Raw genomic sequence first — 17730 nt, 5'->3', positions numbered from 1 at the left:
GTTCTCCTTCAGAGCGGGTCGATGCGGACGCCGGACGCGAGGCCGGCGGTGACGAGCGAACGGTCCGGGACGCGGCGCCAGCCGGCGTCGTCGTCGAGCGGTTCGGACGCGATCCGGATCGCGTCCCCGTCCTCGCGGACGAACAGGGAGTCGCCCCAGGTCGTTGCGGCCAGGGACGTCCCGTCGGAGGCGAGCAGGTTGTAGCGGCCGGGCGCGAGCGCGGTGATCGCGGCCAGGGCCGCGGCCAGGCCGTCGCCGAGCGGCGCGCCCTCCCGCCAGTGCCGGACCGCGAGGGCGAACAGCGGCGCCGAGTCGACGGGTGCACGGGCGTCGGGCACGTCGGCGACGTCTCCGGCCAGCTCACGGAGCCTGGACTCGACGCCGCCGTAGCCCTCGATCTTCCCGTTGTGGCTGAACAGCCACGGCCCGGCGCGGAACGGCTGGGCGCACGACTCGTCCACGGGGAACCCTGCCGTCGCCGACCGGATCGCCGCGACCGCGCAGGAAGCCCTGACGGCCCCGGCGACCTCGCGGAACGACTGGTCCGTCCAGATGGGCTGGGCGCGGCGGAACCTCACCGGTGCGCCGTCCTGGTACCAGCCGACGCCGTACCCGTCGGCGTTGAGGAGGTTCCCCTGGGTCATGCGCGGCGCGTAGGCCTGGGTCTCCAGGGAGTACTGCCCGTCGTAGACGAGCGAGTGCAACGTCCGCTCCGGCCCCAGGTAGCCGAGATGGCGGCACATTCAGCGAACCTCCCCCGGGGTGCGGGCACAGCGGAACCCGGAGAAGATCTGCCTCCTGATGGGGTAGTCCCAGTTGCGGAACGATCCGCGTATGGCGAGCGGATGCGTCGCCCAGGAGCCGCCCCTCAGCACCTTGTAGTCGGGCCCGAAGAAGACTTCCGAGTACTCCTTGTAGGGGAACGAACGGAAGCCGGGGTATCCGTGGAAGTCCGACGACGTCCACTCCCACACGTCCCCGAGGAGACGCCTCACCCCGTACGCCGAAGCACCGGACGCGTAGGAGCCGGTGTCGGACGGATGGAGCGTCCGCTGGCCGAGGTTGGCGCGTCCCTCTTCGTAAACGTCGCCCCAGGGGTAACGGCGTGACCGCTCGGTGGCCGGGTCCCAGCGGGCGGCCTTCTCCCACTCGGCCTCGGTCGGCAGCCGTTTCCCGGCCCAGCGCGCGTAGGCGTCGGCTTCGTACCAGCACACGTGCTGGACGGGCTCGCCGGGCGGAACGGGTTCGGTCCGCCCGAACCGGCGCCGCACCCACTGTCCGCCTTCCCGGTCCCAGAAGGCAGGGGTGCGCTTGCCACTGCTGTTGCGCCACTTCCATCCGGCGGAGTCCCACCAACGCGGGTCGTCGTATCCACCGGCTTCGATGAACGCGATGTAGGACGCGTTGGTGACCGGTTCCACGTCGATGTAGTAGGCGGGCAGGTCGACGATGTGCACGGGACGTTCGTTGTCGTACGCCCATGGCTCGTCCGAGGTGCCCATCTGGAACGGCCCGGCCTCGATGAGCACCTCGTCCACGCCGGAGCCCTCACCAGGCTTCTGCAGAGGCTCCGCCAAGGGGTCGAGCAGGGCGGGGGTGCCGCGGCGCAACTGGTGCGTGGCCAGCATCGTCTCGTCGTGCATGTGCTCGTGCTGGACGACCATCCCGTACACGAACCCACCCGACGTGAGCGGATCCGGGGTGTCGAACCGCACCGACGACAACGAGTCGAGCACCTTGGACCGGACCGTGCCGATGTAGGCGCGGGCCTCGTCCGGCGACAGGAGCGGCAGGGTCGGCCGTTCGGCACGCGGATGCTCGAACGCGTCGTACAGGTCGTCGATCTCCGGACGCATCGCCTCCTGCCCGCCCGCCGTACGCAGCAGCCACAGTTCCTCGTAGTTGCCGACGTGCGCGAGGTCCCACACGAGCGGCGACATCAGCGGCGACACCTGAGCCGTGAGGCCGTCCCCGGCGAGGACGTCGGTGGTGAGGCCGAAACTGCGGTCCCGCACGGCGCCCAGCTCGTCGGCGATCAGTTCCTTCAGCGCGGCCTCGTCCGCGAACGGGACGCTCATGTCCGATCCTCCAGTGCGAAGTGTGGGGAGTCGTCGGCGGGGCTGCGTCCTCGCTCGACGTACCGGTGGGCGTAGTCCTCGACGAGCGGGACCAGGCAGGACGCGCCGAGCCGCGGCAGCGCGTCCAGCGCCGCCGTGAAGCACGCGCGCGCGGCGGCGGCCAGTGACGCGTCGGACAGCCCGCACCGGGCCGCCTCCGCCCACCGGTGCGCCACCGGTTCGGCCGCGGCCTCGGCGGCGCGCGACGCGGCCGGGTCGTCCAGCAGGGCGGTGGCGACGGCGACGGGGACCGGCCAGTACGGGCCCGGCAGCGCGTCGATCATGCGCAGTTCCAGCCAGCCGCGCGGCCGGACGGGCGGGAACAGCGTGGACAGGTGGTAGGTCAGGTCGTCCTCAGCGGGCTCGCCTTTGTTGAGCCACTCCAGGAACGACATGCCCGGATCGGACACCCACTCGCCCTCCGCCGTGTGGACGAGCATGACCTGGGCGTCGAGCGCGTACCGCGTCCACGCCTCGGCCGGGTCGCCGTCCGCGCCGTCCCGCAGGACGGGCAGGGTGCGGCACGGGTCCAGCTCGGTCCAGATGCCCTGCCGGGACGAGCGCAGCCCGGTGCGGCGGCCGGCCCTCAGCGGCGAGTTGGCGAACGCGGCGACCAGCACCGGCCCGAGCGCGTGCGCGAGCCGCCAGCGGCGGGACGCGTCCGGGGCGTCGGCGCCGATGTCCAGGTTCACCTGGACGGACGCCGTCGAGCACATCATCGCCAGCCCCGCGTCGCGGAAGCCGCCCGCGTGGAAGTAGTCGCGCATGCAGGCGTAGCGGGGATGGTCGGCCTGGAACCGGGGGCGCCGGACGGGGTCGACGCCGTGCCCGTCGAGCGCGAGCCCGTCCGGCGCGAGCACGTCCCGCACGTGGTCGACATCCCGACCGAGCGCTGTGTAAAGGCCGTCCAGCGTGTCGAACGGGGCGGAGCTGAGCTCCAGCTGCCCGCCCGGCTCGTAGGTGACCTTGCTGCCGCCGGGCGGAGGCCCGGCCCGGTCCACGAGGGCGCGCACCCGCTCGCCGGAGACATGCGCCACGGGATCGGCGGCGTCGACGACGAGCCACTCCGTCTCCGCGCCGACCGTCCCGGGCGGGCCGGTCTTGAAGCAGACCCCGCGTATGTGCTGGTAGACGTCGTCCACGGTCAGCCGGGTCACCGTTGACTCCTCAAGTAAGTCGATAACAGGTTCGAATCCTTCCCTGCTGAACCGGATCAGGAATCCGCTAATTTTCGTGAACTTCCTTAAATCTCCGTGAACGTCACTGTCCGCATGCGCACCAGCTACCTTCCGTGCCGTTCGGCGTCACGTGCGGCCCCGGACTTCGCACGGGTTGACAGAAGGCGCTAGAGTCCCGTCAACCAGCGATATGCACGATTTGTCGGAAGTTGGACGACCGGACGGGGAGGTCACATGGGCGGGGACCTGGGCTCTCTCTACGACGTGCACGCCGACCGCCTGTACGCGTACTGCTGGTCGCTCGTCGGCGACCGGCTCGCGGCGGCGGCCCTCGCCGACACCTTCAGCGCGGCCGTGCACCAGCCGCCGCGCGGTGACAGCGTGCTCTGGCTCTACTCGCTCTCCCGGACGGCGTGCGCCGAGCACGGCGCGTTCACCGGCGAGCTCGGCGGGCGGGGCGAGCCCCTGTTCACCGGCTCCGACCCGCTGCTGCGCGCGGCCGCGGGGCTGCGCTCCGACCACCGCGAGGTGCTGCTGCTGTGGGCGGGCGAGTGGCTCGAAACCCACGACATCGCCCGCGTCCTCGGCCTCGCCCCGGACACCGTCGCACAGCTGCTCAACGCGGCGCGGACGCGGCTGGAACGGGGCGTCCTCGACGTGCTGATGCGCGGGAGCACCGAGCCGCAGCTGGAGCTCATCTCGGCGTTCGAGAAGGGGCGGCTGCCGCGGCTCCTCGCCAAGCGGGCGCCCTCGCGCGCACCCCGCGAGCTGCGCGACCCGGTCCTCGCCGCGTGCCAGGAGGAGGCGGACCGGCCGCTGCCGACCGTCGCCGCACCCAGCCCGCTGGTCGTGATCGGCCCGGAGCGGAAGGAACGTCCGAAGCGCGGGCTGTCCGGCGGTGTCTCCAAGGGACTCGGCGCGGCCGCCGGCGTCGCCGCGTCCGCGGCGGCCGTCATCGGGCTGCTGGTGTCCTGGCCGGCGGCCAAGGGCGGCGGCGCCGCCTCGCTGGTCCCGACGGCGAGCAAAGGCCAGACTCACCCGGTGTCCACGACCAGTGGCGGCGCCCCGCGGGATCCGGCGCCCGGCCTGACCGGCTCCGAACGCGTGGACGGGTCGCCCGGCGCGTCGCAGAACCCGGTCACGAGCGCCAACGGCACTCCGCAGCAGGCGGGCGGCGCCCAGGGCGGCGGTACGGCCCCGGCGTCCTCGCCCAGCGGGCCCGCGCGGAAGAAGCCGCCGTCGTCGAGCACCCCGGCGAAACCGGAGCAGCCGTCGACGCCGCCGGACCAGACCACCACTCCCCCGCAGACGCCGTCGGACCCGGCCACCCCGCCGGACGGCGGGTCCACCGACCCGACGACGCCGCCGACGGGCACCCCGTCCGACCCGCCGCCGGACTCGGGGACGCCGAGCCCGACCCCCACGACCAACCCGACCCCGGAGCCGGGGCAGGGCTGACCGGCCTGGTTCAGGCCTACGCGGGCTCGGTGACCGCCGGCTCGGCCCCCGGCGCCGGGACCGGCCCGTCTTCTGTGGAGGGGCGACCCCCCACACCCCCCGGAAGAGCAGGCCTGCGTTCGAGCAGCAGGAGCAGCCCGCCGACCAGCGCGCCGGTGAGCATGGCCACCAGGTGCCCGACGGCGGCGATCTCCAGGGTGAACAGGCCGTCCAGCAGCACCGGCACGAGCGCGCACCACCCGGCGAGCGCGAGCAGGCGGCGGACCCGCCCGCGCCCGTACAGGAAGGCGGCGACGAGCGCCGCGCACAGCACATAGGACGGCCCGACGTCGGGGATCGTGCGGATCGAGTCCGACAGCAGGCCCGCCTCCAGCCTCACCAGCGCGATCCCCTGGCTGACGAGGGTGCCGAGCACGTGCGAGGCGGCGACGAGGACCACGGCCCGCAGGTTGCCGAACCGCCGGGTGATGGGGAACAGCCCGATCGCCGCCGCGACGAGCAGCACGCCCTGCGACCCCTCGGCGACGAACGCCGACGCGATCATCGTCCCGACCGGGTTGACCGCGAGGTTGGCCAGGTTGGTGCTGGCCCACGCGATCACCGCGTGCCGGCCGCCCGGCGGCAGGATCAGGACCTGCACCGCCCACATGGCCGCGAACAGCCCGAGGAACGTCAGCGGCATCGGGTACGACCGGAGGATCCGGCGCAGCCCCGCGGACCACGACCTCGCGCAACCCATCACACCGGCAGCCTAACCGCGGCCCTACGCGGCGGCCGCGCCCTCGACCGGGGAGCTGCCGCGCCGCACCAGCAGCGCCGCGAGGATCGCGACGAGCGCGACCGCCCCGGCCACGGTCAGGGACGTCTGGAAGCCGTCCATGAACGCGAGGTGGCTTCCGGTCGTGATGGCGTCCGCGGCCGGTTTCGGCGTGCCGGGCGGGACGGGCGCCACGCCCTGCGAGACGAGCCCGCCCTGGCCTTCGAGCTGGTGCGCGGCGGTGCCGGGCAGCCCGGCGTCGGTCAGCCGCCCGAACAGCACGTCCCCGACCCTGGTGGACAGCAGCACCCCCAGCACGGACGTGCCGAGCACGCCGCCGACCTGCGCGGCGGTCTGCTGGAGCCCGCCCGCGACACCCGCGAGGTGGGCGGGCGCGTTGCCGACGATCGCCTCCGTGCCGGCGACGATCACCATGCCGAAGGCCAGCCCGACCAGCACGAACCAGGGCCACAGCTGGACGTACGGGGCGTCCACCCCGATTCGCGACAGGCCGAACATCGCGGTCGCGGTGAACGCCATCCCGAGGACGAGCGGCACCCGCGGCCCGAACCGGCTGGTCAGCGCGCCCGCCACCGGGGAGGCGACGATGAACACGGCGGTCATCGGCAGCATCCGGACGCCGGCGTCCACCGGGCTCATGCCGTGCACCTGCTGAAGGTAGAGGGTGATGAAGAAGATCGTCCCGAACATCCCGAAGAAGCCGAGGACGATGAGGCCGGTCGCCGCCGACAGCGACACCGAACGGAACAGGCTCAGCGGCAGGAGCGGACGCTCCACCCGCAGCTCGTTCCAGACGAACGCGGCGAACAGCACGACGGACACGGCGAACGACACGAGCGGCACGGCGTCGCCGAACCCGTTCTCGCCGGCCTTGATGAGCCCCCAGACCAGTGCGAACAGCGCACCGGTGAGCAGCGCGACGCCGGGGAGGTCGAACGAGCCGGTCGCCTCCTCGTCCCGCGACTCGCGGATCACCCACAGACCCACCAGCAGCGCGACCACGCCGAGCGGGGCGTTCAGGAAGAACACCGATTCCCAGTTGACGTTCTCGACGAGCAGGCCGGCCACGATCGGGCCGCCCGCGATGGAGATGCCGACCGTGGAGCCCCAGATGCCGATCGCGGCGTTGAGCCGCTCGGCCGGGAAGGTGTTGCGCAGGATGGCGAGGCTCGCCGGCTGCAGGAGCGCCCCCGCGAAGCCCTGCACGACCCGCCAGAAGATCACCATGCCGAGCCCGCCGGACAACCCGATGAGCAGCGACGACACGGCGAACCCGATGACGCCGGCGAGGAAGGTCCGCTTGCGCCCGAACCGGTCGGCGATCTTCCCGGCCGGGATCAGCGTGACGGCGAGCGCCAGCAGGTAGGCGTTGGTGACCCACTGGAGACCGGACAGGCTCGCGCCGAGGTCCTTGGCGATCGCGGGGTTGGCGATGGACACGACGGTCGCGTCCAGGCCCACCATCATCACGCCCAGCGCGACCGCGACGAGCGTGAGCCAGGGATGCCCGTGTCCCGGTCTTGCGGGACGTCCGCGCGCCTGGCCGCGCGGCGGGATTCGGACGGCGCCGTGTTCGAGCGTCTCGGCGCCCTGGGAATGAGTCATCGTCGACCTCCGGCTTGACATGCCCTCAAAGTGTCACAGCATGACACTTGTCGTCAACTGCCTAGGGTCGCAACGCGACATGTTTCACATTACGCCATCTCCCGCTCGACGGACGATCGCCGGACGATTACACTTCGCCCATGACCGCGACCGCCCCCGAGACCGGCTCGCCCGGCCCCGGATCCCAGCCCCCGGGCAGGCGCGAACGCAAGAAGCAGCGCACCCGCGAGGCGCTCGTCGACGCGGCGTTCACCCTCTTCGCCGAGAAGGGGTTCGACGCCACCACCGTCGAGGAGATCGCCGACGCCGTGGACGTCTCGTCCCGCACGTTCTTCCGCTACTTCTCCTCGAAAGAGGACGTCGCGCTCACCTTCCAGGAGGAGCAGATCCGCGCCGTCGTGGCCGCGCTGGCCGAGCGTCCCCCGGACGAGCCGATCATGACTGCGCTGCGGCGCACCGTGGTGGAGATCGCACGTGCCTGCGAGGCCGGCGAACTGGGATTCGACCCCGACCGCTTCGAGTGCATGCTGACGATGACCAGCGAAAGCCCGGCGCTCCTGGCGGGCAGCCTGGAGCACGCGCAGAAGAAGCAGGCGCTGCTCACCGAGATCGTCGCCGGGCGGATGGGCCTGGACCTGGCCACCGACCTGCGCCCGCACGTCGTCGCCGCCGCGACGAGCTGCGCCTTCCAGGCCGCCGCCGACGTCACCCGCCGCCTCGGCGGGACGTTCGGCACGCTGTCGGAGACGGTCGACCAGGCGTTCGCCATCCTGGAGAGCGGCCTCAACGAACCCGCGCCGCCGGCCGAGTGACCCGGCGCTGACCTGCGCCGGCGCCGCACCCTCCCGGTGTGGGAGGGGGCGCGGCGGGTACTCCGTGCGGAGCCGGGGGGACGTCCCGTCCCCGCGCGGAGGAGGGCGGCGACTTGGCCTTGAAGCATCCCCGCGGCGCCGATCGCGGCCGCCGCGACCTGCGGATCAACCCGATCTTCAGCCGCGAGCCGCTGACCATCCCCCGGTACGCGCTGCCCGCCGGGGAGCTGGACCCGGGCACCGCCTACCAGGTGGTCCACGACGAGCTGATGCTGGACGGCAACGCGCGGCTGAACCTCGCGACGTTCGTGTCCACGTGGGCGGAGCCGGAGGCGCTGCGGCTGATGGCCGAGTGCGCCGAGAAGAACATGATCGACAAGGACGAGTACCCGCGCACCGCCGAGCTGGAGCTGCGCTGCGTGCACATGCTCGCCCGGCTGTGGCACGCCGAGAACCCGCGCCGGACGGTGGGCTGCTCGACCACCGGATCGAGCGAGGCCGCCATGCTCGGCGGGCTCGCGCTCAAGCGCCGCTGGCGGAAACGGCGGCGGGACGCGGGCGAGCCGGCGGACCGGCCGAACGTCGTCATGGGCGTGAACGTGCAGATCTGCTGGGAGAAGTTCGCGGACTACTTCGAGGTCGAGCCCCGGTACGTGCCGATGGAGGCGACCGGTACCACCTCGGCGCCCGGGAGGCGGCCGAGCTGTGCGACGAGAACACCATCGGGGTCGTCGCCGTCCTCGGGTCCACGTTCGACGGAAGCTACGAACCCGTCGCGGAGATCGCGTCCGCGCTCGACGACCTGCAGACCAGGACCGGGCTGGACGTCCCGATCCACGTGGACGGCGCCTCCGGCGCGATGATCGCGCCGTTCCTCGACCCGGACCTGCCATGGGACTTCCGGCTGCCGCGCGTGGCGTCGATCAACACGTCCGGCCACAAGTACGGCCTGGTCATGCCGGGCGTGGGCTGGGCACTGTGGCGGGACGAGGACGCCCTGCCGGACGAGCTGGTCTTCCACGTCAACTACCTCGGCGGGGACATGCCGACGTTCGCGCTGAACTTCTCCAGGCCCGGCGCGCAGGTCGTCGCGCAGTACTACACCTTCCTGCGGCTCGGCTTCGAGGGATACCGCCGCGTCCAGCAGACCTGCCGGGACGTCGCCACCCGGCTGGCCGACGAGATCGGCCGGCTCGGGCAGTTCGAGACGCTCACCGGCGGCGGCGACCTCCCGGTGTTCGCCTTCCGGGTCCGGGAGGACATCGGCAACTTCACGGTCTTCGACGTCTCCGCCGCCCTGCGCGAGTCCGGCTGGCTGGTGCCCGCCTACACCTTCCCCGAGAACCGCACCGACCTCGCCGTCCTGCGCGTCGTCGTGCGCAACGGGTTCGGGCACGACCTCGCCGAGCTGTTCCTGGACGACCTGCGCCGCGTCGTGCCCCGGCTGCGCTCCCAGAGAGAACCCCAGCGCGACCCCGGCGAGGCGACCGGCTTCGCCCACGGCGCCGAACCCAAGAAAGCACGCGCCGGAAAGGTCTGAGGATCCGGACAGGTCACCCGGTACTAGCGCGGGGCCCGGGGCAGGCCGAGGCCGATCATGGCGATGAGTTCCCGCTGGATCTCGTTGACGCCGCCGCCGAAGGTCAGCACGAGCGCGCCCTTCGCCAGCCGGTCGAGCGCCGCCGTGAACCGGGCCGTCTCCGGGTCGCCGGGGTCGCCGTACCGGGCGAGGACGTCGCCGACGATCCGGCCGACCTCCTGCATCCGCTCCGAAGAGTAGATCTTGGTGGCGGACGCGTCCGCCGCGCCGAGCCAGCCGAGGTCCTGGTTCGCGGCGACCTGCCAGTTCAGGATCTCGTTGACGCGCAGGTAGGCGTAGACCTGGGCGAGCGCGCGGCGGACGGCGGGCGCCTCGATGAGCGGACGCCCGTCCGGCCCCGCGGTGGTGCGGGCCCAGCGCTCGAAGCGGATGCAGGTGTGCCCGATGTTGCCGGCCGGGCCGAGCGTGACCCGCTCGTGGTTGAGCTGGTTGACGATGAGGTCCCAGCCCTTGTTCTCCTCGCCGATCAGCATGTCGGCGGGGACGCGGATGTCCTGGAAGTACGTCGAGTTCGTGTGGTGGGCGCCGTCCATCGTGATGATCGGCGTCCAGGAGAAGCCCGGGTCCTTGCAGTCCACGATGAGCATCGAGATGCCCTTGTGCTTCTTGGCGTCCGGGTCGGTGCGGGCCGCGAGCCAGACGTAGTCGGCGTGGTGCGCACCGGAGGTGAAGATCTTCTGGCCGTTGACGACGTAGTGGTCGCCGTCGCGCACGGCGGTGGTGCGCAGGGCCGCGAGGTCGGTGCCCGCGCCCGGTTCGCTGTAGCCGATCGCGAAGTGGCACTCGCCGGCGAGGATGCGCGGGATGAAGAACTCCTTGTGGGCGTCCGACCCGTACTGCAGGATCGTCGGCGCCACGGAGTTCAGCGTGATGAGCGGGTAGGTGACCTCGGCGCGGGCGATCTCGGTGGCGAAGATCGTCTGCTCGACCGGGCCGTAGCCGCGGCCGCCGTACTCCTTCGGCAGCGCGACGCCGAGCATCCCGTCGCGTCCGAGGCGCCTGCAGTGCTCCATGTAGGCGGGGCCGAACGGGTCGGCGAGGATGGCGGCGCGCTGCTCCGCGGTGAGGCAGTTCTCGAAGTACTCGCGCAGTTCGGCGCGGAGCTTCTTCTGCTCGTCGGTCAGGTCGATGAACACTTAAGCCTCCTGTGCGACGAGGGCGCCGAGTGCGTCGAGACGGTCTTCCCCGCCGCCGAGCAGGTGCCCGCAGTGCTTGCCCCAGGCGAAGTAGCGGTGCAGCGGGTAGGTGACGTCCAGGCCGATGCCGCCGTGCAGGTGCTGGCAGGTGTAGAGCGCCTTCATGACGGGATCGCACGTGTTGTAGGCGGCGATGGTCAGGATCTCCTCGGCGTCGGCCGCGCCTTGCGCGAGGCGCCACACGCCCGCCCAGACGGCCACGTCCAGCGCGCGCTTGGCGATGTAGACGTCGCTGATCTGCATCGTGACCGCCTGGAACTGCGCGAGGGCGCGATCGAACTGCTCGCGTGTCCTGGTGTACTCCTTGGTCAGCTCCAGCGCGCCCTCGATGACGCCGGACGCGATGGCGACCGCGCCCGCGACGGCGGATCGGCGCAGGGTGTCCCAGGCGGCGCCGTCCGCGGTGCCGCCGAGGAGGGCGTCCGCGCCGACCCGGGCGTCGTCCAGGGCGACGCGCGAGAGGGGCTCGCTCGTCGCCGACGGCTGCCCGGTGATCGTCACGGCGGAGGGCTCGACGAGGAAGACCCCGACGCCCTCGCCCTCGACGCGCGCCGGTATCAGGATGCGCGCCGCCTCCCGGGCATAGGGGACGAACGTCTTCACGCCGTTGAGGACGTATCCGCCGCCTTCCCTGCGCGCGGTCGTGGCGATCTCTCCTGCCGGACCGACCTCGCGGTACGCGCCTGTCAACACCGTCCCGCCCTCGGTGAGCGGGGTCAGCAGGCCGCGCTGCTCAGCGGTGCCGTGCACCCCGATCGGGACGGCCGCCAGCGCCAGCGACGCGTACACCGGGACGGGCGCGACGCGGACGCCGACCTCCCGCAGGATCACCGCGAGCTCGACCGGGCCGAGCCCGGCGCCGCCCACGTCTTCCGGCAGGACGATCCCGAGCAGTCCCGCCTGCGCGAGCGCCTTCCACGTGACGGCGTCGTAGGGGGCCTCGCTCTTCTCGAACGCCTCCAGCCGCTCCTGTGCGGCCTCACGGGCCAGCACGTCCGCGGCGAGCCCTCTGATCTCTTGCTGGGTCTCGTCGAGGTTGAAGTCCACTCATCCGCTCCCTTCCAGGAGGTGCAGCCGGCCGCACCGCTCGAACTCGGCCCGCAGCCCGGCCGCGTCCCGCTCGGTCATCGGGCGGTAGGCGAGGTCCCGGCCGGGCCGCCACCACACCGGGTCGTCTGTTCGCCAGCCGTCCTCGACCAGCCGGCGTTTGAGGATCTTGTTGGAGGCGGTCGCGGGCAGCTCCCGCGCCACCCGGACGTACCGCGGGATCCATTTCGGGCCCAGGTCGGCCCGTCCGCGCAGGTAGGCGGCGAACGCCTCGGGGTCGAAGGCGTCGGCGGCGACGGCCAGCATCACCTGGTCGCCGGACGCCGCGTCCGGCACCCCGTAGACGGCGAGCTGCCGGACGCCGGTTAGCTCCGCCAGAACGCGTTCCACCTGGACGGCGCCGAAGTTCTCGCCGTCCACGCGGAGTCTGTCGGCGCTGCGCCCGGCGAAGAAGACGTAGCCGTCCGCGTCGGCGTAGGCGAGGTCGCCGCTCCAGAACATGCCGCCGCGCAGCCGGTCCGGGGCGTCCTCCTTGTAGTAGCCGTCGAACAGGCCGAGGTCGCCGGTCTTGACGAGTTCGCCGATGGCCTCGTCACCGTTCACCACGCGTCCGGCGCCGTCGAAGGCGGCGGGCGGGCAGGGCCGGCCGGTCGCCGGGTCGAGGATCGCGACGCCTTCGGCGAGTCTCCCGAGCGCGCCCTGCGGGCCGAACGGGTCGGGCGCCAGCGAGATCGCGGTCTCGGTCGAGCCGTAGCCGTCGATGACGAAGCAGCCGAACCGCTCCCCGAAGGTCTTCTGCTCCAGCGGCGCCGCCTCGTTCCCGAACGCGAACTGCACCGGGTTGTCCGCGTCGTCCACCTTGGCCGGGGTGGCCAGCACATACGACAGCGCCTTTCCGACATAGTGCAGATAGGTGCAGCCGTGGGCGCGCACGTCGGGCAGGACGGCGGACGCCGAGAACCGGCCGCGCAGCACCAGTTCGGCGCCGGCGGCCAGCGCGGGCGCGTAGGCCGCCATGACCGCGCCGGAGTGGAACAGCGGCATCGGGCAGTAGACGACCGACTCCGGGGACAGCATGCGCTCGGCGAGCATCTCCCCCGGCACGACCATCTTCCGGTGGGTGACGCGGACGGCGCGCGGCCGTCCCGACGTCCCGGAAGTGAAGATCAGCATGAGCAGGGTGGCGGGCCCGATGGCCGAGGTGTCCGGAAGTGGGGACCCGTCGAAGGGGGCGAGCGAATCACGGAAGGCGTCCACGTCCTGGACGGGAAGCCCGAGAGCGGCGGCCTGCTCGGCGTGGCGCGGCTGGGTGAGAACGAGATCACAGTCGGCGCGTTCGGCGTCACCCGCCAGCTCGGCCGCGCTCCGGGTGGGGTTCAGCGCGACCACCACCGCACCCGACAGTGCCGCACCGCCGAGGAGGAACACGATCTCAGGGAGGTTGTCGAGCAGCACGCCCACGTGGAGCGGACGTTCCTTGCCCGCCTTGCTCCGCATCCAGGCCGCGCGGACCGCGCATTCGGCGACGACCTCCCGCCACGTCCAGGCCCGGCCGTCGTCGGCGGACCGCAACCCGGGACGGTCGTCGTCCGCCCTCGCCTCCAGCAGTGCCGCGACGCTCACGGGCCCACCTCCCTGCTCCACCCCACGGCGAAAAAGTAGAACAGATTCTAGTCTGTGTCCAGAGGTCTGATCGTCCACGTTCACGCCCCTATTCGCCTGGCATGTCAGCATGGATCGGGTGCGCGGCGACGGCCCGCCAGTGGACGGCGATCGGACGATCAGATAACACGTTCTCGTGAGAGCGGTACGCTGGGCGGGACACGTCGGGCGTCCGAGCCCGCACAGAAGGGATGACGACCGTGACCGCAGAGCCGACAGTGACCGGGGACGAGGCCCGGGGCCAGGCGGCCGGCCAGGGCGCGCGCTCCCGCAGCCAGCACCAGCGGCGCAAGCGTATCGTCCAGGCCGCCGCGGCGCTCGCATCGCGCGGCGGCATCGAGGCGATGCAGATGCGCACCGTCTCCGAACGCGCCGGGGTCGCCCTCGGCACCCTCTACCGCTACTTCCCGTCCAAGATGGACCTGGTCGTCGCCGTCGTCAGCGAGGAGCTCGACCTCCTCGAAGGCAGCATCGAGCGCCGTCCCCCGCGCGCCGGCGCGGCCCCGGAGCGGGCCGTGGAGGTGCTGATGCGCGCCACCCGCGGGCTGATGCGCGAGCCGGAGCTCGCCGAGGCGCTGATCCGGTCGCTGCTGCTGTCGGACGTCAAGACCGACTTCGGCGACCGGATGAGCGAGCTGCTGCTGCGTGCCGCGTCCGGCCCGCCGGAGGACATCCCCGCCGACGACCCGCGCCGTCTCGCGGCCCGTGCACTGTCCGGCATCTGGACGATGGAGATGATCGAGATGCTGCGCGGCAACGCGACCGCCGAGGAGATCCAGGCCCGGCTGGAGATCACCGCCGCCCGCCTGCTCATCGACGGCTGACGAGGGCGGCCGTCCCCGGCCGCCCTCCGCCTCGCGTCAGGGCCGCTGCCCCGCCTTGTCCACGATGCCCGCCCGGAGGCGGACGGTGAGGTTCTGCAGCTCGCCCTTCTTCACCGACACGCTGCCGTCCAGGCCGCGGCTCGTGTGGTCCTTCAGCGCGACCGACCGTTCGCCGAGGTAGGCGTAGGTGGCCGGATCCAGGAGCAGTTCCTCATGGAGCCAGCCCTCGGCGACGCGCCCGAGCCCCAGTGCCGGACGTCCGGCCGCGTCCACCCGTCCCTTGACGAGCGTCACGCCGGGGATCTGCTCGATCGCCCTGAACACGGCCGCCTCTGTCTTCGGCGGCAGGACGTTGTCCCGCAGGATGGCGCCGAGCATCGCGTACGCGGTCGAGTAGCGCCCTTCCGCGGTGCCGCCGAGCCCGCCCATGTCCTTGTAGATCCGCCGCAGCAGCGCGGTCGGGTCGGTCGGCAGCGCGGCCAGGGACGCGTAGTCGGACGGCGGTGTCGTCGGCATCGTTCCGGAGAACACGAGCTTGCCCTTCTCCAGACCCGCGACCTGCGTGCCGTCGGCGCGCTTCCACTCGCGCGTCACCACGGTGTCGCGGGGATCCGTGGACAGCGAGCCGTTCGGATGGGGGCCGGTTCGCATCCGCTTCTCGACGTAGATCCACTGGTCGGGCCGGGGCGGCGTGAACGGCCGCGTCTCCGCGGCGCGGGCGGCCCGTTCGAGCGCCTGCGACGCGTTGGCCACCGGCCCCGCCGGAACCCCCGGCACCACCGGACGGGGCCGCCCGTGCTCGTCGGTGCCGCCACCCGTCTGCACGACGGTCACGCCCACCGCGACGGCGGCGGCGAGCGCGCCCACCACCGCGAGCCGCACACCGAACCGCGGCAGCCGGACGGCCTTCTTCCGCACGGAGCCGCCGCCGGACGCGCGCTCCAGCAGAGCCGTCCGGGCGGCGGCGCGCGACGTGTCCGCGGGCGCCTCGGGCTCGGCCCAGGCGTCGCGCAGGATGTCGAGGTCGTTCATGTGTCGTCTCCCAGGGTGGTCGGGTCGGTCTCGCCCAGCACGGCGCGGATCTTCTTGCGGGCCCGGTGCAGCCGGGACCGCGCCGTCCCGGCCGGTATGCCGAGCGCCGCGGCCGCCTCCTGGAGGCTGAGCTGCGCCCACGCGACGAGCAGCAGGACGTCCCGGTCGCCGCGCGCCAGCCCGCCGAGCGCCGCCGCCAGCGGGCCCCGCGCCGCCTGCGCGTCGATGCGCCCGGCGACGGCGTCGGCGTGCCCTTCGGCGGTCCCGGACGTCCCGGTCCTGGCGAGCGCCCGGTACTGGCGCACCTCGGCGCGGTGATGCCGGGCGATGAGGTTGGACGCGATCCCGTACAGCCAGGGCCGCGCGTCGTCCCGCGACACGTCGTAGCGCTCGCGGCGGTCGAAGGCGATCAGGAACGTCTCGGCGGCGACGTCGTCGGCGAGCCCCCGGCCGAGCCGCCGCGCCGCGTACCCGTGGATCACCGGGTAGTGCCGGTCGAAGAGCGCGGCGAAGCACTCGGGCTCGTACCGGGACCGCCGGACGATCTCGGCGTCCCCGGCGGTCACCGCGACCATGCCGGTCTTTCTCGGGTCATGTCGTGCCTTTCGGAGTGCGGGTCGTCACTCCTGCTTCACCGATCCCCCGCCGCGCGTTCGCGCGGGACGCGTTCCCGTGTGCCGGACGCGGCATCACTACTAGCCTTGGCCTCGACAGGAGCCAGGACGAAGAAGGTGTGCCAGTGACCGAGCAGGAACCGATCCTCAGCGACGGGGTCATCATCGAGTTCATCGATGGAAAGGACGTCCCCGTCCAGCACAAGGACTTCGGTGAGCGGGCCGTCGTCATGCGCGACGCCAAGAACCCCAAGGGCCCGATCCTCTACTTCACCGAGGCCGAGTGGGACGCCTTCATCGCCGGCGTCAAGGACGGCGAGTTCGACGACCTCCTGGAAGACCCCACCGAGGCCCCCTGACCCGAACCACGAACGCCCCCGGCCGCAGCCGGGGGCGTTCGCACGCTCCGCCCCACCCGGACACGGTGGATCGCGGTCCGCTATGGGCGGGCCGGCTGCACTGTCAGCGGGTTCGGACGGTAGCGGAGGAAGGCGGAAGCGTCCAGGGAGAGGGACTCCGCCTTCTCGTTCAGAGCCTTCGCCGTGGTGTCGGGCCAGTGGCCGGTCTTGACGCGCTTTTCCAGGGTCTGGAGGCTGGCCACGTATTCGGATGCCGTGAAGTTGCAGTGGCCGATGCGGTGGACGTAGGCCTGGCGCAGCAGGCGCGTGCGGCCTGCGGCGCGAACCGCCCTGGCGTACTCGTTCTCGTGTTCCACGGGGACGAGCTGGTCGGAGATCGTGTGAATGTTCAGCGTCGGGACGTTGATGCGTCCGGTGGGTTCGGACGTACGGGTCATCCAGGCGAGCGGCGACGGCTCGACCTGCTTGGCGGCCTTCGTGGTGAGGGCGGCGAGGTCGGTCTTCAGGTTCAGTCCGGCGGCGCGGTAGAGGGCCTTCACCTGGCGGACGTTCGCCGACCCGGTGAGCAGGCGTGAGTAGTTCAGGCCCTTGTTCCACGCGCTGTCACCGCCGGCGGCCTGGTCGATGGAGTAGCGGCCGCCGAAGATGAAGGTGAGGACACCCGAGGTGAGCCACTGGTACTGCTGGCGTTCCTGTTCGGCGTAGTCGCGGCGGGGCGGTTCGGTGTCGCCGGAGAACCAGGACGACTGGTTGAGGAACGCGGACGCGAGGGCGATGCGGGCGCGGCCGGCGGGGGTGGCCTGGGCGTCCTTGACGGCCTGGGTGAGCTGGGCTCCGGTCACGGCTCCCTCGACGGGCGAGGTGTAGTCGGTGAGCTTGATCCGCTGGGACGGGGCGAGCAGCGCGGCGATCGTGTGGCCCGCGTTGAGCTGGTAGTTGTTGAGGTCGACGCCGCCGCCGACGATGCCGCAGGTGCTGAGCACCCCGTCCACGGCGCGGGTCTCGGCGATCTTGGCACTGACGAGGCCGCCCATGGACTGGCCGAGGGCGAGGGTGGAGCGGGGACGGCCGATGATCTTCGAGATCGCCTCCTTGGCGGCGACCTGGTCCGCCACCGCGCTGCCGAGCGCCCACAAGGAGCCGTCCGGGTCGTAGGACGAGCCGGCGAGCGCGTAGCCGCGGTCGAGGAGGGCCTTTCCCGCGGCGTCGCTCGGGCGGTCGGCGGCGGTGAGGGGGCCGAATCCGTGGCTGAACAGGACGAGCGTCCCGTTCCAGCCCGCCGGCACGTCGGCGATCCAGGTGGCGCCGTCGGGAAGGGTCCCGGTGTAGTGGGCGGGGTCGGCGGACGCGTGGGCGACGGTCGGCGTCAGGGCCGCGGGCACCGCCAGGACGGCGGCGAGGGCACCTGCCCGTAGTCGTTTCATGGGTGATCCTCTGGACTCGGATGC

The 17730-nt window shown here is 72.3% G+C and carries 16 protein-coding genes and 1 pseudogene; 6 read left to right on the top strand and 11 right to left on the bottom strand.

From position 1 onward, the window contains the following. Positions 1–8: 8 nt before the first annotated feature. Genes egtC through egtA form a run of 3 tightly spaced genes read right to left on the bottom strand, consistent with a single transcriptional unit; the run spans position 9 to position 3274 of the window. On the bottom strand, positions 9–743 hold the full coding sequence (gene egtC, locus ACQPXG_RS12380; protein ID WP_433467800.1) for an ergothioneine biosynthesis protein EgtC: 735 nt from the start codon (positions 741–743) through the stop codon (positions 9–11). Continuing rightward, entirely contained in the window at positions 744–2078 is a 1335-nt protein-coding gene (gene egtB / locus ACQPXG_RS12375) for an ergothioneine biosynthesis protein EgtB (RefSeq protein WP_433467799.1), read from the bottom strand. Continuing rightward, positions 2075–3274: an ergothioneine biosynthesis glutamate--cysteine ligase EgtA gene (egtA, locus tag ACQPXG_RS12370; protein WP_433467798.1), complete on the bottom strand. Its 1200-nt coding sequence runs from the start codon at positions 3272–3274 to the stop codon at positions 2075–2077. Before egtA ends, egtB begins: the two co-directional genes overlap by 4 nt. 255 nt (positions 3275–3529) lie before the next feature. On the opposite strand from egtA, the gene ACQPXG_RS12365 reads away from it, so the two are divergent. Continuing rightward, entirely contained in the window at positions 3530–4753 is a 1224-nt protein-coding gene (locus ACQPXG_RS12365) for an RNA polymerase sigma factor (protein ID WP_433467797.1), read from the top strand. A gap of 16 nt (positions 4754–4769) precedes the next feature. On the opposite strand, the gene ACQPXG_RS12360 is transcribed toward ACQPXG_RS12365, so the two are convergent. Next, the gene (locus ACQPXG_RS12360) at positions 4770–5492 is read right to left on the bottom strand and encodes a rhomboid-like protein (protein WP_433467796.1); all 723 of its coding nucleotides are present in this window, start codon (positions 5490–5492) and stop codon (positions 4770–4772) included. A 24-nt stretch (positions 5493–5516) separates the two neighbouring features. After that, the gene (locus ACQPXG_RS12355; RefSeq protein WP_433467795.1) at positions 5517–7136 is read right to left on the bottom strand and encodes an MFS transporter; all 1620 of its coding nucleotides are present in this window, start codon (positions 7134–7136) and stop codon (positions 5517–5519) included. Positions 7137–7276: 140 nt separating this feature from the next. Here ACQPXG_RS12355 and ACQPXG_RS12350 point away from each other — a divergent pair, with 140 nt between their 5' ends. From ACQPXG_RS12350 to ACQPXG_RS12340, 3 genes and pseudogenes are all read left to right on the top strand, one after another. Further along, positions 7277–7948: a TetR family transcriptional regulator gene (locus ACQPXG_RS12350; RefSeq protein WP_433467794.1), complete on the top strand. Its 672-nt coding sequence runs from the start codon at positions 7277–7279 to the stop codon at positions 7946–7948. Positions 7949–8217: 269 nt separating this feature from the next. Then, a pseudogene (locus ACQPXG_RS12345) lies at positions 8218–8562 on the top strand (pyridoxal-dependent decarboxylase); the annotation flags it as partial. Further along, positions 8481–9488 carry a pyridoxal-dependent decarboxylase gene (locus ACQPXG_RS12340; RefSeq protein ID WP_433469950.1) on the top strand — a complete coding sequence of 336 codons (1008 nt, stop codon included), beginning with the start codon at positions 8481–8483 and terminating at the stop codon, positions 9486–9488. The pseudogene ACQPXG_RS12345 and the gene ACQPXG_RS12340, both read left to right, overlap by 82 nt. Positions 9489–9511: 23 nt before the next feature. On the opposite strand, the gene ACQPXG_RS12335 is transcribed toward ACQPXG_RS12340, so the two are convergent. The 3 genes from ACQPXG_RS12335 to ACQPXG_RS12325 are packed head-to-tail and all read right to left on the bottom strand — an operon-like array spanning position 9512 to position 13414. Then, the gene (locus tag ACQPXG_RS12335; protein WP_433467793.1) at positions 9512–10684 is read right to left on the bottom strand and encodes an acyl-CoA dehydrogenase family protein; all 1173 of its coding nucleotides are present in this window, start codon (positions 10682–10684) and stop codon (positions 9512–9514) included. Next, positions 10685–11791 (bottom strand): acyl-CoA dehydrogenase family protein, encoded by a 1107-nt coding sequence (locus ACQPXG_RS12330; protein ID WP_433467792.1) that lies wholly within the window; start codon positions 11789–11791, stop codon positions 10685–10687. Further along, the gene (locus ACQPXG_RS12325) at positions 11792–13414 is read right to left on the bottom strand and encodes an AMP-binding protein (protein WP_433467791.1); all 1623 of its coding nucleotides are present in this window, start codon (positions 13412–13414) and stop codon (positions 11792–11794) included. 230 nt (positions 13415–13644) lie between these two features. Between ACQPXG_RS12325 and ACQPXG_RS12320 the strand changes: the two genes are divergently transcribed. Continuing rightward, positions 13645–14277, top strand: a complete 633-nt coding sequence (locus ACQPXG_RS12320) for a TetR family transcriptional regulator (protein ID WP_433467790.1) — start codon at positions 13645–13647, stop codon at positions 14275–14277. Between the two features lie 36 nt (positions 14278–14313). Here the strand turns inward: ACQPXG_RS12320 and ACQPXG_RS12315 are convergent, their stop codons facing one another. Next, a complete protein-coding gene (locus ACQPXG_RS12315; protein ID WP_433467789.1) occupies positions 14314–15309 on the bottom strand; it encodes a CU044_5270 family protein in 996 nt (331 codons plus the stop codon). Then, positions 15306–15884: an RNA polymerase sigma factor gene (locus ACQPXG_RS12310; RefSeq protein ID WP_433467788.1), complete on the bottom strand. Its 579-nt coding sequence runs from the start codon at positions 15882–15884 to the stop codon at positions 15306–15308. The genes ACQPXG_RS12315 and ACQPXG_RS12310 overlap by 4 nt, the downstream gene beginning before the upstream one ends. A 164-nt stretch (positions 15885–16048) precedes the next feature. Between ACQPXG_RS12310 and ACQPXG_RS12305 the strand changes: the two genes are divergently transcribed. After that, complete coding sequence (locus tag ACQPXG_RS12305; protein ID WP_433467787.1) at positions 16049–16282, top strand: DUF397 domain-containing protein; 234 nt, start codon at positions 16049–16051, stop codon at positions 16280–16282. Between the two features lie 80 nt (positions 16283–16362). On the opposite strand, the gene ACQPXG_RS12300 is transcribed toward ACQPXG_RS12305, so the two are convergent. Beyond that, positions 16363–17706 carry a hypothetical protein gene (locus ACQPXG_RS12300; RefSeq protein ID WP_433467786.1) on the bottom strand — a complete coding sequence of 448 codons (1344 nt, stop codon included), beginning with the start codon at positions 17704–17706 and terminating at the stop codon, positions 16363–16365. Between the last annotated feature and the right edge of the window lie 24 nt (positions 17707–17730).

This window comes from Spirillospora sp. CA-128828 (assembly GCF_050945415.1).
In the GTDB taxonomy this organism is placed as follows: Bacteria; Actinomycetota; Actinomycetes; order Streptosporangiales; family Streptosporangiaceae; genus Spirillospora.
The sequence above is the reverse complement of the archived record's forward strand: the minus strand, read 5'-3'. Positions and strand labels throughout refer to the sequence as shown.

Coding starts and splice junctions, on each gene's coding strand:
- egtB (WP_433467799.1), bottom strand. CDS start 2,078: ATGAGCGTCCCGTTCGCGGACGAGGCCGCGCTGAAGGAACTGATCGCC.
- egtC (WP_433467800.1), bottom strand. CDS start 743: ATGTGCCGCCATCTCGGCTACCTGGGGCCGGAGCGGACGTTGCACTCG.
- ACQPXG_RS12320 (WP_433467790.1), top strand. CDS start 13,645: ATGACGACCGTGACCGCAGAGCCGACAGTGACCGGGGACGAGGCCCGG.
- ACQPXG_RS12300 (WP_433467786.1), bottom strand. CDS start 17,706: ATGAAACGACTACGGGCAGGTGCCCTCGCCGCCGTCCTGGCGGTGCCC.
- ACQPXG_RS12350 (WP_433467794.1), top strand. CDS start 7,277: ATGACCGCGACCGCCCCCGAGACCGGCTCGCCCGGCCCCGGATCCCAG.
- ACQPXG_RS12315 (WP_433467789.1), bottom strand. CDS start 15,309: ATGAACGACCTCGACATCCTGCGCGACGCCTGGGCCGAGCCCGAGGCG.
- ACQPXG_RS12310 (WP_433467788.1), bottom strand. CDS start 15,884: ATGGTCGCGGTGACCGCCGGGGACGCCGAGATCGTCCGGCGGTCCCGG.
- ACQPXG_RS12360 (WP_433467796.1), bottom strand. CDS start 5,492: ATGGGTTGCGCGAGGTCGTGGTCCGCGGGGCTGCGCCGGATCCTCCGG.
- ACQPXG_RS12365 (WP_433467797.1), top strand. CDS start 3,530: ATGGGCGGGGACCTGGGCTCTCTCTACGACGTGCACGCCGACCGCCTG.
- ACQPXG_RS12355 (WP_433467795.1), bottom strand. CDS start 7,136: ATGACTCATTCCCAGGGCGCCGAGACGCTCGAACACGGCGCCGTCCGA.